The following is a 14,702-nucleotide window of genomic DNA, read 5'->3' on the forward strand; positions in this document are numbered from 1 at the left end:
GTGAAGTCCATGTGGTCGGTGAGTGCCACGGCCGGAAGACCCAGCTCGGCAGCCCGTGCGCAGGTCCGCTCCATCGAGCCGCCCGGAGTGTCCCAAGACCACTCGCTGTGCACATAACTGTCCGCGGGCAACTCCATGACCTCATTCTTCGCCCGTCGGCGAGAGTACACGCCAACAGGTTCCAGCTCGGATCGCGACGAGCCGCAGGCGAGCAACCCGGCCAGAGAGCCCGACGAGGTAATCGCACGAAGCTCACGAACATCGCAAAGGAGGCCGACCCGCAGGCCAGGGCCAGATCTGTTTGTGACCTGCACTTTCGTGCGTGGAGCGGGTGACGGGAATCGAACCCGCATGACCAGCTTGGAAGAACGGCCCGGACGTGTGTGTTGCGCCGTTGATCAGCGTGGACAGTGACCGTGATTGTCCGTGCGGGCCCGCGTTTGGCCGGGTGTTGTCGCACGCAAATCGCACGACGCATAGGGATTACTGGTACGCGTGTCGCTACGCGGCCGTGCCCCTCTGTTGTTCGAGGCGCTCGGCGATCCACACCTTGATGATGGACTGGCGGGTGACGCCCAGTCTTCGTGCTTCTCGGTCTAGGGAGGCGATCATCCAGGTGGGGAAGTCGACGTTGACGCGGCGTTGTTCTTCTCCGGGACGGTGTGCCTTGGACAGGTCCAGGGCCTCGGTGATGTCTTCGCCGCGGTCGAACCTGGCGTCGAACTCTTCAGCTCTCATAGATGGCCACCTCTTCCTCACGAGCGCGCCGGACCGAGATGAGTCGGATTCTCTGCTGTCTGTAGGTGATCACGGCAGACCAGTGCTTGTTGTCGATCTGGCCGATCACTAGCCAGCGCGGCTCGTCTTGTGTTCGTGCGGGAACCTCGACGCGTAGCGGGTCCAGCCAGAGCCGCTGTGCATCGGTGAAGTCGATGCCGTGTTTCTTCTGGTTCGCTGCACTCTTGTCGGGATCATACTCAGAATCCATATTAGGCCCTTCCCGGTATAGAAACTATACCGGGAAGGGCCTAAGTTAGGAGAGGACATCGTGGAGCATTGCTCTTCGGGATGAGTGTGACGGTCACGTCGGCGATGATCTCGTGGCGTGCTCGTCCGGGATCGCAACCCCTGGAGCTGATGAAGCGGATGGGTGCGCCAGCACCGACGCCACGATGTCTCCCAGCACGCCACAGATGGCCACGGCGTTTGGCTCTGGCCCGGATTTCACCAAGGTGGAAGCCTCCGAAAGGACCCTTGAATTGGTGGCGTACACGCTTGCCAGGTCGCGGAAGACACCCCGCGGATACGACTCCACGCATGGGCGCCACGGGGCAAGGCCCGACGTCGGCCACGATCGAACCGATGCCCGCGACACTGCCACGCTGCCGGCTGATGGCCACGGCTGAGACTACGAGGTCGAGTAGCACGGTCTGCCTCTGAGCTTGTTAGGCGGGCGTGCGAGCCATCCTTGCCCGCCATGCGGGCCACGGGGAATCCAAGTTGCCCGGCTTCGACGGACCGCGAAGATGAAGCTGTGAGCGGGGTGCGGGCGGCGGCGACTGGGGAGTGGCTGAACTTGGTCCGCCACGAGTACCTGCTGAACGACGTCACCTTCGTGCGCGACCTCGGCGGGAACTTCAATCTCAACCTGCAGGTCTCTGCCGACCAAGGCACCTTGGTCGTTCGGGTCGCACCGGAGTCGGGGCAAGGCGGATCGGCTGGCCGCAGTGCAGGCGGTGCGTGAGTGTCTCCGCGGCCGGGGCTGGGCGGATTCCCCAGACGGTCCACACCCGGTCAGGCGGCGGCACGAGCATGACCACTTGGCCCGCCATCAGTGCCGCCATCCGTTGGCTCGCCCGTCTTCATGAAGAGCTTCGCGCCGCACCGGCCGCTCCGGCTGCGGCCAATCCTCGGATGGCGAATGAGCCCTCAGGCTGCTGAGCACGCCCGGATGTCGGACAGCGTTTGGGTGGCGATCATGGCGTCAGAGTTGGTGTTGGCGGCTGCGGCTGAGTATCGGCACGGCCGCCACGATACGCATGGGCTCGGCCGTCATGGAGATGAGCACATCGACGGGCAGATTCCCGTCGGCATGTCCTCGAATCCGCATTTGTGACAGCGGATCGCGATGAGCCTAAGGCGAACAGGCCGGGCCATTGAGAGCGACGAGCTAATCGCACGTGGATCGCACGAACCTCGCAAAGGAGGCCGACCCACAGGCCAGGACCAGATCTGTTTGTGACCTGCACTTTCGTGCTTGGAGCGGGTGACGGGAATCGAACCCGCATGACCAGCTTGGAAGAACGGCCCGAGGCCGTGTACTGGGGCGTTGACCAGCGCGGACAGTGACCTTGATTGTCCGCTCGGCCCTGCGGTTGGCCGGGTCTTATCGCACGCGGATCGCACGGCACAGGGTAGTCAGGTGCAGAGAGCTACGGGACCTTGCTGGCGCTGTTTGGAGGGCACTTCCGAGTTGCTGCTGTTGCGATTTTTTCGTTTTGCTCCGTATGATGGCTACTATGAACACGGACGTACAGGACGGCACCCGCTACGACGAACATACTGTGCTTCCGCCTAGAGACATGGCGGAAATGATGCGGCTTGCCAGCTTCTTGAAGCAGCACAACGAGCCGGCGGGGCTCGTCGGGCCTGACGGCGAGCAGGTGCCGCTTCCGCTGGAGGTGTACGAGGTGCTTGTGCAGGTTGTGGCTGCGATGAAGGCGGGTAAGGCCATCGCGGTGGCGCCGCTGGAGCAGCGGCTGACCACCCAGCAGGCTGCGGACCTTCTCGGGATCAGTCGTCCGACGCTGGTGAAGTTGCTCGACGAGCATGAAATCCCATACGAGCAACCTGGCCGGCACCGCCGGGTTCGCCTGAGCGATGTCCTTGCATACCGTGATCGCCGGCGCCAGGAACGGCGGGCTCGGCTTGATGATATGACTCGCCAGGCTGTTGAGGACGGGTTGTACGACGTTCCGTCCGAGGCGTACGCCCAGGCCTTGCGCAAGGCTCGCGGGAAGCCGACTGATTGACGTGTCCAGATTCGTCGTCGTGCTGGACGCGTGCGTCCTTGTGCCGATCAGTCTGGCCGACACTTTGCTGAGAATCGCCGAGGTGGAGCTGTATCGGCCTGTCTGGTCTCAGAAGATCCTTGACGAGGTACGAACGGCGGTTCTCGAGATCCATCCTGATGAGGACCCTGGCCGGGTGGATGCGCGGTTGCATTCGATGAACGATACGTTCGAAGACGCATGCGTCGCTGGGTGGGAACCGCTCGTTGAGGGCATCAACTTGCCTGACGAGAATGACCGCCACGTGGTCGCCGCGGCCCTGCGGGGCCACGCCGAGGTGATCGTCACGAACAACGTCAGGGATTTCCCAGCCAAGGTCCTCGAAGAGTTCGGACTCAGTGCGCTCACACCCGACGAGTTCCTGCTCGATCAGCTGGACCTCGCTCCGGGCGCGGTGCTCGGTGTCCTTCGTCGCCAAGCAGCCGCCGCCCGCCGTCCACCACTGACGATCGACGACGTCCTCCAGGCTCTCGCGCGAGCATCCGCGCCCACGTTTGCCCGGACCGTGCAAGAGCATCTGAAGAGATAGTCTCCGAGCCCATCTACAGCGCCGTGCCCCGCGCTGCAGGCGAAGAGCGTCTGCTGCAGGATGTGATTCACGGCCATGGCAGCCAAATGCAGAGATGCCCGCTCATCTAGCTGGTCCAACAACGTCGCCAACGGGCGCATCGCCAGCCCCACCGATTCCCCGACACCCACAACGGTCTAGCCGCCTGTTCGGCATGACGAAGCAGTAGTTTGCGGCGATGGTGGCCGAAGACTGGGTATGGCATAACAGTCAAAGGAGAACTCGGCGAGAGCACGCCGCTTGGCGCCAGTTTGGGACAAACGCCACGATTTCGATGCTTCCCTCGTGGAGCGCTTGCCTGTCCGACTCGCGTACACGAATCCTGAAGACACCCCACCCTGGGAACGCCCCGACTGGGGTCCTGACGGCTCGATGTCAAGGCGGTAAGGCGTCGCGACCTTGTCGGTCCGGCAGTATAGAGTACTCGCAGAGCCGCTCCACTAGGGGAGATGGCCACGAGTTCCTACAGGAGGAACCGCTATGTTGAGCCGACTAGCACAGCAATTCGCAGACGAGATCGCCAATCACGACTGGTCCGACGCGCCGTGGCGTGCCGATGGAGCCGGGCACCAGCGGGATCGCGACTCTAGGCTCGTAACTGAGCAACTCGACTCGGAACAGACCGAACGAGTACGAATCAACGTCATGTGGGTCGCGGCTCAGGTCTTGAAGTTCAACGATCCAAACCTCGACCTGCATGAGTTCGCCGCTGCCTGTGGAGTTCCGCGTTACTTCACGCACAACACTGACGGTCGGCGCAGCGGCACCATCACAGCCGGTGTCCGAATGGATGGAAGCCAGGCGCTCGAGCCGGGGCAGTCCTGGCAGGACCTGATGGCCGCTCGCTGAGCAGTGAGGCGACCACGCCGCGCCCCCGCTCGCGCGAGCACGAGCAGGGGCGCGGCGCGTGGGAAATTCGTGACGTGAGTACCGGCCGTGGCGTTGACGCCTACGCCCTCGCCGAGTTCCTCCAGATCCGCGTCACGACCATCCGATCATGGGAGAACCGCGGGAAGATCATACCCACCGGCAAGGACCGTCGGGGCACACCCACTACAACCCTGGCGAAGTAGCGCGGCACGCGCGTCGAATCGCGTCACTACGCAACAGGCTGACCCCTAACCCCGGGGAGACGTGTGTCGGCCATAGACTAGAAGGTTGACTCTCATTGCGGCTCACCACCATCGTCATAGTCGCCCAGCAAGTGATCTCCCAGGTTCATCCGCGTGGTTGCATCCCTAAGCCTCTGGTATCGCCCGCGATCTCCCCTTAAGACCCGCTCGGTAGGACAGGGATACTCCAGCCCGCCCTGGCACTTGCCGCGCTCGACCTCGAGGTGCTCAGCCTTCACCTGCTCCAGCAGCTCAAACCATCCGTCACGAGAGTGCAGAGCAGACTTCATCCGTTCCTCCATCTCGCTGCGTTCGCGATACGCTCGATCAGCGACGCCTCGAACGTCCTGCACATAGCTGCGGAGGATCGGCTCATGGCTTCGGAGCCGTGCAAGCTCTCGAGCATCTTCCTCGTCCTCGACCGGGTGATGTTCGACGCACGCATCACACCACCTGCGGATCTCCGGCTGATTTCGGAGCGTCCGGTATTGGAAAGGCAACTCACAGCAGCCGCATCGCAACCTCCTATCGACGAAGTCGTTGCCGGAGTGCCCGACGCCGTAGGGGTTCATCTTCCTGCTCACGGCGACAACGGTAAGCGGTCCTGCCGACAAAGTCCGACACGCATCGTCAGGGAGTCCGCCCGCCGGAGATGGAGATGGCCGATCATGGTCACCACCTGGCAGACGAACTCCGCCAATGCATCCGCCCACACCTGCACACCAAGGACCCCGCCGGGTGGATCAGAGTGAAGTTGAAAGAGCACCAATGGTCACAGCGGGTCGCCATCGTGAACGCGCTCCGCGACCACCCCAAGGTCGCCGTCCACTCCTGCCACGACGCCGTAGAATCCTACATCGTCGCCCGTGTCGCCGGCTGGTGGATCGACGTCCACCCACCCGGGTCCGCCTTCGTCGTCTCCAAGGCGCCCACCTACAAACAGGTCCATGCCGTGCTGTGGGAAGAGATTCGCACCGCCCATACCAAGGGCGCTCTTCCCGGCCGTGTCACCCAGTCCGAGGAGTGGAAGATCACCGACCGGCTCGTCGGGTACGGCCGCAAGCCCGCCGACCACGACGAGCGCAACGGTAGCCTTCGCGGCGCTTCCGTCGCCTTGAATTTTACTCGGTCAACCGCGTCGATTCTGTCGACTCTACTTCATACTTCCGCAATAATTCGTTTAACGATGCTCCTGGCTCAAAGGGCTCTATATGGAGGTCCACAAATATCGCGTTGGCGAGCTGTTCGGTAGAACGGCTAAGCTCATCTACCGCACCCGTGGGGTCCAGTCGAAGAAGCTCCGCAGCAACACTCATCGCGTCGCCGATGCATTTTCCAGATTGTGTAGCTACGTCTGGCGTGGCCCATATTCGAATTGCCGAGTTCAGTCGTATTAGCTTTGCAAGGCCAGAATCTACATCGTAGGCGAGGACTGGCTCCATTTTTTCAGCAAGTTCCTCTGACAATTTATCTGCGGACTCTTTCGATAGCTCGATTGAAAACTCATCCGCGACGTGCTGCCGCAATTCCTTCTGCAGAATGGATCTAGCGCTATCGAACATCTTCAGCCTCAGGCGCGCGTGCCACAGGAGGGCCTCTAGTTCAGCAAGGTATTCGATACAGACTGAGGCTCTGCGGTCTTGGATACTTCTCGCCCGCTGTTCGCGATGCTCGCGGGCAAACAACTTCCGTTGAAGGTCAGCTTGCCCCCTGCCCGCAAGCCATGTCGTCGTGATTCCCGCGAGACCAACAACGCCGGTCGCTAGAGGTGCGATCCACTCATAAGCCACCTGTCGACGATACTTTGCTCGACCACCGGGTGCGAGACCAGACCACAGATGTCGGCCAATGGCGTTCAGAGGTGCGCCCGCTCGCGCCCGGAACGGCCGTCAGGCGAGCGGAGCGAGCCGCCCTTGATCTAGGAGGGGTCAATTCGGCAATGGATGGCTGTGGCGTCGTCGTGGCTCTTGCCTCGTGGCCATCGATGCCCGTTGGGGTCGCTGTCTTCGGCTGCTCTGGTGCTCTGGATCAGTGCGGCCGGGCCGTCGTTGTCGAGCACGTCGAGGAGTTGGCGCCAGGTGAGGAGGCCGAAACGGTCGGCGAGGCGGCTGGCGCCATCGCTGAGCAGAGCGGCAGCACGCACATCGGTGAGCGGGAAGCTCCCGGTTAGGGCATGTGCGGCGGCATCGGGCGTCGTGCTTGCGGACCAGAACCCGCCCTCCCGATTGTGATGCTGTCGCCACGCCTGAACGTATTCGCGGAGCGCAGCAGTGTGTTCGGCGCTGCCCGCTGGGTGGTCACGCATCGCGGCCGGCTCGGGCTGGTGGAACAGGTCTACCCGGTTGTCGCAGATGACGTCGATGCCCGTACTGAGATCGAGCACCAATGGTGAGTCGGCCAGGACGAGGTATTCAAGCCAGCCGTCCCGCTCTCGGACGGTGGTGACGGTCGCCGATGGACTGCCAGGATGCCCGAGATCGCAATCTGGCCCGTGCTGGGCAGCGACGTCTGAGATTGCCTCGGCCAGGCTATCCGTGAGTGATCTGCCGGTGTGAGCGAGGCGTGGAATCAAAGCGGACCCGAGCGCCTGGCTGTACCAGGCGACGTCGTGGACGCAGCCGGTGTCGGCGCCGACGGGCGTACCCGCGCCGTCAACAACCAGTGCGGCGTGACTTGTGGCGGCCACGAAGTCCTCATTGGGCCAGGCCGGGTCTCTCGGTGCTGTGGCGAAGCAAGCCCGCATCATTGATCAATTCTCATCGGTCAACTCGCTCAACGTAGCGCGGATGCCGGATCTGCTCTGGCCCAAGATCATATCGCCTTCGCCATTGCGTCATCTCGGCTGTTGGGGCGCTAGACGTGCACGTTGCTTGCTGCGGCTGCATGCTCCAAGGATTGCCTGATGTCTTCGTGTTCGAGGTCGGGGTAGTTCTCGAGAATCTCGTCGAAGGACCATCCGCTGGCGATGAGGCGCACGACCGTCTCGACCGAGATGCGCAGACCGCGTACGCAGGGTTTGCCCTCGAGCTTGTCCGGCTCGACGGTGATCCGATCGAACGCCATCAGGGTCCGTCCCTTCTGAGCAAGTCGCGGAGCCTGAGCCCGCACCGCCAATCTAGGTACAGACTCGCACGGATGCACCACAGCCGCACACGCCCATTTGGCGAATGGCGAGCGCCTGACCACGGGAGGCTGGACCAGGCGATGCCGCGAGTGGCCAGGCCGGGAACCAACGAAGTGTCGTCATGATGTCCCCCTCTTCGGGTTGAGCAACTGATGGGCGCGTTGATGGGAAACTCCGAGGACGGTTCCGATGTCGCGCAGTGAGAGTCCGTTCTTGTTGAGGATGTGCGCGGCTGTGCGTGTGTGTACGGCTGATGCGTGATTGGCGCTGGCTGCGGTCCGGCGGAGTTGCTTGGCGAGGTTGAGGTGTACGGTCACGGCCGCGGGCAGGATGGGCCGGACGTCGACGGTGACCTGGTCTTCGGGCACGGCGAGACTGGCGGCGAGTGACCGCTTCATCTGCGGAGCGGCTTGGGCGAGGATTCTGACCGTGGTGCATGCGGCGGGGTGCTGATCGCATTGGATGAACCAGCTTCGGTCATCTCGGGTCGCGGTGCAGGTGAATGTATGTTGTTCCATCGTCGGTCACCTACTGCCAGTGACGTAGGTGCCCTTGGCGGGGATCTTGACTACCAGTCCGCGTGCGCAGAGGTCGCGAATGGCGTGGCGCAGCGTCCCGACGGAGACGTCGTAGGTACGTGCCAGCTCCGCCTCGGCGGGGAGTCGCGTGCCGGGCTTCAACGAACCTGCATTGATAAGTGCACCGATGTGGTCGGCGAGCTTCTGGTAGACGTAGCCAGGCGGGCCAGTGTGAGGGTCGAACGGTTCGGGCGAGATGTGGGTCATGGCCGGTCACCGCACAACCGGGCATGGTTGGGTAGCGTACTCACGGGTCTCCTCCAGGTTGGTTCTGGTGGGGATCAAGGGACCGTTCGGAGCTGCTAACTCCGGGCGGTCCCGCCTATTCGGTTGTGACGCGTCGTCGCCAACGGCCGGCATCACGTGGAGACGGTCCAAGGCGGCGGCACAGTCACGATACTGCGATTAGCAGTACAACGCAACGCAGCATACTAGGGTGGCTTGCCGTGGCTGAGGACGACGAGATGTGGAGCGTTACGGAGGTTGCCGCCTACATTGGGGTCACCCCGAACGCGGTGCGGACCTATCTCAGTCGCGGACAGATGCCGGACCCGGATTTCCGGCCGGCGGTAGGCCCGTTGTGGTGGGCATCGACAATCAAGACGTGGCATCAGGATCGGCCCAGCCAGCGACGAAAGCCCTGACTCCGGACCCCCGGAGCTGTACTGATCCACTTCGGGGGCTGCGCCTGTGCTAGAGGGCAGGGTCGCTGATGCGGGTGGGAGTCCTCCCTTGGGTGATTCCACCAACCAGCGTGTCCATGGCTGTAGAAGCATGCTGAGCAGCGTGGAGTGCTTCGGCGGCGCGCCGTCGGTCGCTGCGGTAGGTCCAGTCGTCACGGCGACGTTGATCGCCGAGGGCGTCCGGGTCGGTGATGTCGTGACGATCGCGGTAGGCGGCGACGGTGGTGACACAGCGCATCCACTGTTTCCGCTGCTGCAGGTTCAGCGGTGCAGGGCCGAGGTCGGCGAGCCAGGGCGCCCGCTCGATGACGGCTTGCTGGGCCAACGCTGCGGCACGGTGCTCGATGAGGGCCGCCCGTTCGTTGAGCGCGCGGCGCATCTCGGGGTCGACGACGTGGGTGGCAGCGGGGATGAGCCCGACGATCAGGCGTCTGCGCGTGCGGGTGCGGCCGGTGGCTGCGGCATGGTCGGTGACCTGTTCTAGCCGACGGCCGAGCAGGGCGAACGGATCATCGTTGGCGTGGAGTTCGTCGCGGTCGGCGAGCCGCGGCACGAGTGTCGCGGGGTTGAGGCCCTGGGCGTCCGCGCGGCGCATCGCGGAGACGAGCGCTGCGTAGGCAGGTGACCCCGCCGGGTCGGCGTCGGGGAGCAGGCACGTGTTGAGGGCGCCGGCCCAGTGGTCGGTGGCGGCTTCGCGGGCGAGGGTGTCGTACTCGGCCGCGAGCCGGGCGATGCTGGTGGCGTGGTCCTGCTCGGCGGCGATGGTTTCGTGGGCGGACAGCTCGGCACCTGTGCGTCGGAGTACGTCGACCAGGATGCCGTGGGCGTCGCGGATCTGCCCGTCGGGGATCTCGTTGTCGTGGTCGGTGATGACGTAGGCGGTGTTGGCGTGCCGTCCGCGGGTCATCCCGACATATAGCGACTCCCGTGTCGTTGCGATGGGGTCGACGATTGTGTGGGCGGTGTCGACGGTGGCGCCCTGGGCTCGGTGGGTGGTGGTGGCGTAGCCGAGTTCGACGTGCTCGGCCACATACTCGGCCGGGAGCACCACCGGTCGACTGCTTTCGGTGGTGCGGGTGACGGTGAGGGAGCCGTCGTCGTGGCGGTGCTGGATGGTCCAGTGGTCGCCGTTCTTCACCCACGAGCGCGGTCCGGTCACGAGGCGGCGGTTGTTGCGGCGGGTGACGATCCGGTCGCCGCGGCCTGCGGTGGTGTCGTCATGGAGAACGATGCCGTCGGGTTCGACGTCGCCGGCGGTGACCCGGTCGGCGCGGGCGCGGGTGTTTAGGTCCCGCACGGTTGACGCGTTGGCGGCGATCAGCAGCGAGGCGAGGCTTGCGGCGGTGTCGGCCCGCCAGGCGTCGTAAGCGGCGTCGACGGCCTGTTCAGTGTCGCCGGAATGGACCCGGCCGTGCTCGATGTAGGTGTCGACGACGTCGGTGTCGCCTTGGCGGAGGCGAATGGTGGCGTCGCGTTCCCAGGCATGGGTGAACCGCCGAACCCCGGCCAGCTGTGGAACACGGTCACCCAGATGGTGGGTCAGGAGGCCGAATGCGCCGCCTGCGTCTGCGGCGGACAGCTGTGCAGGGTCACCGACGAGTAGCAGCTTCGCCCCGGCCTGCTGGACCTGTGCTCGTAGCGTGTCGAGGGTGAGGGTTCCGGCCAGGGATGCCTCGTCGACGATGACGAGCTGACCTGCCTGGAACCGCCACCGCTGCGCTACGTCGTTGAGCTGGGCGAGTGCGGCGTCGAAGGGCGCAGATGCCCTGCTGGCGGAGAGGGCGGCGGCGCGGCGTTCGCGTAGGTGCGCGGCGCGACGCATCCGATGTTCCGCTGCGGGTCCGGTGGATTCGTGGAGCCATTTCGCGGTGTTCTCGGTCGCGATACCGAGGCTGTCGCGCAGCACGTCGGCGGCCGCGGCGGACGGAGCGAGACCGACGACGGAACCGGCACCGTGCCGGTCCTCCCACACTTCCCGCAGGGCGGCGAGGGTGGTGGTCTTGCCGCTGCCCGCCGGGCCGACCAGCACATCCACCACTCGGCCGCTGGTCGCGATCGCGCGCATAGCCGCACGCTGCTCGTCGGACAGCGCCTGCGCACCGGACGCTGTCGCTACGGCCGATCGCATAACGTGGTCGACGACGGGCGCGGTAAGGGACTCTGCCGCGGCGAGGAGGCGATCCTCGGCGGTGAGGATGGTCGTGCTGGTGTAGACGTCATTGTGGGAGCGCTGGAACGCCGAGGTGCCGTCGGCGCGGCGGAACACTTTCGGTGTGTCGGCCAGTTCCGGTGGGGAGATGCACACCGACAGTTCGGTCACCCGTCGGGTGACGGCGTCGATGAGCGCATCCCGCTCCGATGTCGTGGATAGGCGGTAGGGCATGGAGGCCCGCGCGGCGGCGGCGCGGATGTTCCAGGTGCGCCAGGTCGAGCGCTCGGTGCTCAATTCGGTGAGCGCTTCGGTAGCGAGCCGATCCACCAAACCGGCGACCGCACCGGTGCGCGTCGGCGTAGCCGGCGCGCGGCTCGCTTGCTCCATGAGCGATGCGGCCCACTGGACGGGATCTGCGCCGAGAACCTGGGTCGCGCGTGCGCGCCAGTCGGTGCTCATCTCGGTGAGTGATCGGAACTGTTTGCCTGGGCGGGTAGCGTAGGCGGCTTGCTGCCGCAACCGCAGGATCGTGGCGTCGTCCGGGTCGCGCCCGTGTGCCTGCCGGTAAGCAGTGATCAGATCGTCCTTGGCGGTTTTGATGCTCGTCGCGCGTTGGGAGAACTCGGCGATCAGTTCGTCGGGGATGCCGGTGATCTCCCAGGACTGATTCTTCGGCTTGCGTGGTGTGCCGCGCCGCTCCCACCCGACACCGAGGCGAGTGGTGAGCTGGTCGGCGAGCTGGGTGTCGTACAGCTCGCTCATCGCGACCGCAGACGGGAACAACGCCCCACGCGAGTCAAGTGTGCGCCAGGCCCCGTCCGGGCCTTGGACGCGGTTGGCGATCACGACGTGGGTGTGCAGCTGTGGATCACCGGCGCGGGAGTCGTAGTGATCAAAGCTGGGGGCGATGATCCCGCGGGTGTCGACCTGGGCGACGCCCCTGGTGCCGATGCGGGTGCGGGCGACGTCGCGCTCGATCACCCGCAGCACCTCGGCGATCGCGTCGTGGTGCGCGTGCTCAATCTGCGCGCGCACCTGATCGGGTGCGAGCGCCCACAACGCGCTCACCGACTTCGGTGGGGAGAACACGCAGTCGAACCCGGCCACCGGACGCCGTCTCGGGCGCTCGCGTTCCTGTGCCTCGATCGCCGCCACCCGGGTCGCCCGCTCGTGCCCGGTCAGGTCTGCGGGTAGTGCGCGGATGCGGGCGTCTGCGCGCTCGTGCCACGACTTCGGCTGGGCGAACCGCCTGCCCAGGGGTTCGCCGGTGGCCGGGTCGGTGCCGTGTTTGAACAGTCTTTCCATCTGTACCTCTGTCACGGCTGACCCGGCCTGGATGCCATTACCGTGGGCGAGCCCGGTGAGGCCGGTCCCCAGCCACCGGCCCGGTGGGTTACCCGACTCGGCGTAGTACCGCGACAGCGGCGACACCGTCCCGGTCATGCCCTCGGCGTCGACCACGTGGCGCAGCAGGTAGGTGTAGCCGTCACCGGCATGTAGCTCCTTCAACGACATCACGACAGCGCGCTGCTCTCACATGCTCGGCGGCAGATCCGGGCCGCGTGGCGGCCGACGCGCAGAGCCGGGGAGGATCCCGCCAAGGGTCGATTGCGCCGACTGGACGCCACGAGTCTCCGCGGCGCGTGCCACCGGTTGGGCGTGCTCGGGGACGTAGAGCCGGCCCACCCGCGACCACGCCACACCGATCTCCCGATTCGCCTGCGTCAGATAGGTATCGGCGTCCGCCAGTGACCGGGCGGCCTCCCGCATCAAGGCGCTGGGCTCAGCCGGATCGCCCAGTTCGTCGACCTGCAGCCCAGGTGTCGCGGCCAGGCTCTCGACATGTAGCCGAATCCGTTCCGACAGGGATCGCAGGCCACGCGTCAACTCGTCAACGCCACCGAGCACCAGGTATAGCTCCGACAGGCCCCACTCAGTACGCTCATGCAGCACAGCGCGGATCGAATCCGCAGCATCCCGGATTGGTGTCATGCCAGTCCTCCCGCCAGTAGGCCGGGCGCTGAAACAGCGCCCCTCTACCAATCAGGGAGCCCCAGGAACGCGCACAACCGAACGGCCGGAGCTCGAGGTGCCAGACGTGTATGGGAATCGGTGAGAGCTGCACCGGATGGTCAGCTGTGTCCTGCCAGCGTGGACTCGGCGGACTGGAGACGATTTCTCGGTGCGTCGCTCCGTGGTCTGTCCGCAGTCGCACGCTTGCCGATGACTGGACGTTCACGAGAGTGCGCGACAGCTGATGCAGGGTTGCCGAGGCCTCTCGACTTGCGTCACTCCGGCCCACTAAGACGCAGCTTCCAAGCCCGCGTCTAGCCCTGATCCCCGGCTAATTGACATGTACACCAGTTGCGCGAGCTGTCGGACTTGCGGTTCGACAGGTAACCAGACACGCGGATGGAGACGCCTTGGATCCGATGGCGTGAAAAACCGCGAGGCTGTCGATGAGCCCCTTCGCGCTGGCCAACGGTGCAGGACCGTCGTCAACCTGCGCGCGGTCGTCAGGTGCCGCCGTTCGAGATGAGCCGCACCTATACCGGCGTCCCTTGCTTCCAGTAGTCGTCGAAGGTCTGGTTCAGCTTCGAAGCGTGGTCGCTTAGTGAAATCTCTGAGTGGTTTCCGGACATGATGGTGCCCACGTCAGGCACGTTCCGCGCGCTGATTTCGCCAATGATCCACCGGTCGTGGGTGTCTCGAATCAACTTGGAATCAATGAAGCGCCACTGCAGATCGATGCCCTTGTGCGCGAGCTCTTGCTGGAGGCTTTGGTACTTCTTTCGCACTCTGGGACTCGAGTTGCCGTCGAGCTTGAGCGACAGAATGCGTATGACATTGATCCGGCTGCCTTCGGCGGCATCGGCCAACGCTTCGAAGCCCGAAGCCTGGAAGTGCTTGTCGAGCCAGTAGATGTGTCCGTCGCACTCGCGGAGCACCCGCGTCAGCCACAGGACATTTGAGAAAGGCGTCTCGCGGCTGATGAAGACGCTTCGGGGGACCTCCCCTTCAGCGAAGGGACTGTCGAGCACGTAGATGATGCCCCGCTTGTAGGTGATGATCTGGGCCTCGGCCATCATCGTGAGCAACGTTCCGAGCGTTCGATCGGTCAGGCCAACAGACAAGGCCTGATACCTAAGAGCCGCTTCGGCGTTTGCCTTCGTGGCGTTCGGCACGCCAAACAGGGCCTGGCATATCGCCAGAACGAGAGGCGAGCGCATCAAGCCTTTCCGCAGCGCGGTCCGCTTAGCAGTTTCATCACCTTCGATGAACACCGCGCGGAAGACGGCCGAGCCCAGTTCGGTCAACCCGTGGGCGTTGGCGAACCCGGTTTCGGTCAGGAAGCCTTCGGAGGCATCGAGTTGTCCGCGACGCTCCCCGAGACTCTTAATCACGTCGAGGTAT

The 14,702-nt window shown here is 64.6% G+C and carries 18 protein-coding genes and 1 pseudogene; 5 read left to right on the forward strand and 14 right to left on the reverse strand.

The genetic code is table 11. The features are described 5' to 3' along the window. Positions 1-14: 14 nt before the first annotated feature. The 3 genes and pseudogenes from G8760_RS31140 to G8760_RS16345 form a co-directional block, all read right to left on the reverse strand. A pseudogene (locus G8760_RS31140) lies at positions 15-353 on the reverse strand (hypothetical protein); the annotation flags it as partial. A gap of 148 nt (positions 354-501) precedes the next feature. Continuing rightward, the gene (gene brnA, locus G8760_RS16340; RefSeq protein ID WP_166353035.1) at positions 502-738 is read right to left on the reverse strand and encodes a type II toxin-antitoxin system BrnA family antitoxin; all 237 of its coding nucleotides are present in this window, start codon (positions 736-738) and stop codon (positions 502-504) included. Beyond that, entirely contained in the window at positions 728-988 is a 261-nt protein-coding gene (locus tag G8760_RS16345; protein ID WP_166353037.1) for a BrnT family toxin, read from the reverse strand. Before G8760_RS16345 ends, brnA begins: the two co-directional genes overlap by 11 nt. Before the next feature lie 546 nt (positions 989-1,534). Between G8760_RS16345 and G8760_RS16350 the strand changes: the two genes are divergently transcribed. Beyond that, on the forward strand, positions 1,535-1,744 hold the full coding sequence (locus G8760_RS16350) for a hypothetical protein (RefSeq protein ID WP_166353039.1): 210 nt from the start codon (positions 1,535-1,537) through the stop codon (positions 1,742-1,744). Positions 1,745-1,984: 240 nt separating this feature from the next. Here G8760_RS16350 and G8760_RS30600 read toward each other — a convergent pair whose 3' ends face one another. After that, positions 1,985-2,110, reverse strand: a complete 126-nt coding sequence (locus tag G8760_RS30600) for a hypothetical protein (protein ID WP_281355161.1) — start codon at positions 2,108-2,110, stop codon at positions 1,985-1,987. A gap of 409 nt (positions 2,111-2,519) precedes the next feature. Between G8760_RS30600 and G8760_RS16355 the strand changes: the two genes are divergently transcribed. From G8760_RS16355 to G8760_RS16370, 4 genes are all read left to right on the forward strand, one after another. Then, on the forward strand, positions 2,520-3,032 hold the full coding sequence (locus G8760_RS16355; protein WP_166353042.1) for a helix-turn-helix domain-containing protein: 513 nt from the start codon (positions 2,520-2,522) through the stop codon (positions 3,030-3,032). 1 nt (position 3,033) lies between these two features. After that, complete coding sequence (locus G8760_RS16360; protein WP_166353044.1) at positions 3,034-3,600, forward strand: PIN domain-containing protein; 567 nt, start codon at positions 3,034-3,036, stop codon at positions 3,598-3,600. A 519-nt stretch (positions 3,601-4,119) separates the two neighbouring features. Then, on the forward strand, positions 4,120-4,488 hold the full coding sequence (locus G8760_RS16365; RefSeq protein WP_166353046.1) for a hypothetical protein: 369 nt from the start codon (positions 4,120-4,122) through the stop codon (positions 4,486-4,488). A 74-nt stretch (positions 4,489-4,562) separates the two neighbouring features. Then, positions 4,563-4,712, forward strand: a complete 150-nt coding sequence (locus G8760_RS16370; protein ID WP_166353048.1) for a helix-turn-helix domain-containing protein — start codon at positions 4,563-4,565, stop codon at positions 4,710-4,712. Positions 4,713-4,804: 92 nt separating this feature from the next. Here G8760_RS16370 and G8760_RS16375 read toward each other — a convergent pair whose 3' ends face one another. The 10 genes from G8760_RS16375 to G8760_RS16420 form a co-directional block, all read right to left on the reverse strand. After that, entirely contained in the window at positions 4,805-5,335 is a 531-nt protein-coding gene (locus G8760_RS16375) for a hypothetical protein (RefSeq protein ID WP_166353050.1), read from the reverse strand. Positions 5,336-5,523: 188 nt separating this feature from the next. Beyond that, complete coding sequence (locus G8760_RS16380) at positions 5,524-5,826, reverse strand: hypothetical protein (protein WP_166353052.1); 303 nt, start codon at positions 5,824-5,826, stop codon at positions 5,524-5,526. Between the two features lie 46 nt (positions 5,827-5,872). Further along, a complete protein-coding gene (locus tag G8760_RS16385; RefSeq protein ID WP_166353054.1) occupies positions 5,873-6,541 on the reverse strand; it encodes a hypothetical protein in 669 nt (222 codons plus the stop codon). Positions 6,542-6,669: 128 nt separating this feature from the next. Further along, on the reverse strand, positions 6,670-7,437 hold the full coding sequence (locus tag G8760_RS16390; protein WP_207782428.1) for a hypothetical protein: 768 nt from the start codon (positions 7,435-7,437) through the stop codon (positions 6,670-6,672). A gap of 167 nt (positions 7,438-7,604) precedes the next feature. After that, positions 7,605-7,814: a DUF433 domain-containing protein gene (locus G8760_RS16395; protein WP_166353056.1), complete on the reverse strand. Its 210-nt coding sequence runs from the start codon at positions 7,812-7,814 to the stop codon at positions 7,605-7,607. Between the two features lie 180 nt (positions 7,815-7,994). Continuing rightward, on the reverse strand, positions 7,995-8,393 hold the full coding sequence (locus tag G8760_RS16400) for a hypothetical protein (RefSeq protein ID WP_166353058.1): 399 nt from the start codon (positions 8,391-8,393) through the stop codon (positions 7,995-7,997). Between the two features lie 6 nt (positions 8,394-8,399). Beyond that, complete coding sequence (locus G8760_RS16405; protein WP_166353060.1) at positions 8,400-8,660, reverse strand: winged helix-turn-helix domain-containing protein; 261 nt, start codon at positions 8,658-8,660, stop codon at positions 8,400-8,402. A 486-nt stretch (positions 8,661-9,146) separates the two neighbouring features. Further along, on the reverse strand, positions 9,147-12,803 hold the full coding sequence (gene mobF, locus G8760_RS16410; RefSeq protein ID WP_246222588.1) for a MobF family relaxase: 3,657 nt from the start codon (positions 12,801-12,803) through the stop codon (positions 9,147-9,149). An 18-nt stretch (positions 12,804-12,821) separates the two neighbouring features. Next, positions 12,822-13,280 (reverse strand): hypothetical protein, encoded by a 459-nt coding sequence (locus tag G8760_RS16415; protein WP_166353064.1) that lies wholly within the window; start codon positions 13,278-13,280, stop codon positions 12,822-12,824. A gap of 554 nt (positions 13,281-13,834) precedes the next feature. Further along, on the reverse strand, positions 13,835-14,692 hold the full coding sequence (locus G8760_RS16420) for a hypothetical protein (protein WP_166353066.1): 858 nt from the start codon (positions 14,690-14,692) through the stop codon (positions 13,835-13,837). Positions 14,693-14,702 lie beyond the last annotated feature (10 nt).

Origin of the sequence: Phytoactinopolyspora limicola (assembly GCF_011320225.1) — a bacterium.
GTDB lineage: Bacteria > Actinomycetota > Actinomycetes > Jiangellales > Jiangellaceae > Phytoactinopolyspora > Phytoactinopolyspora limicola.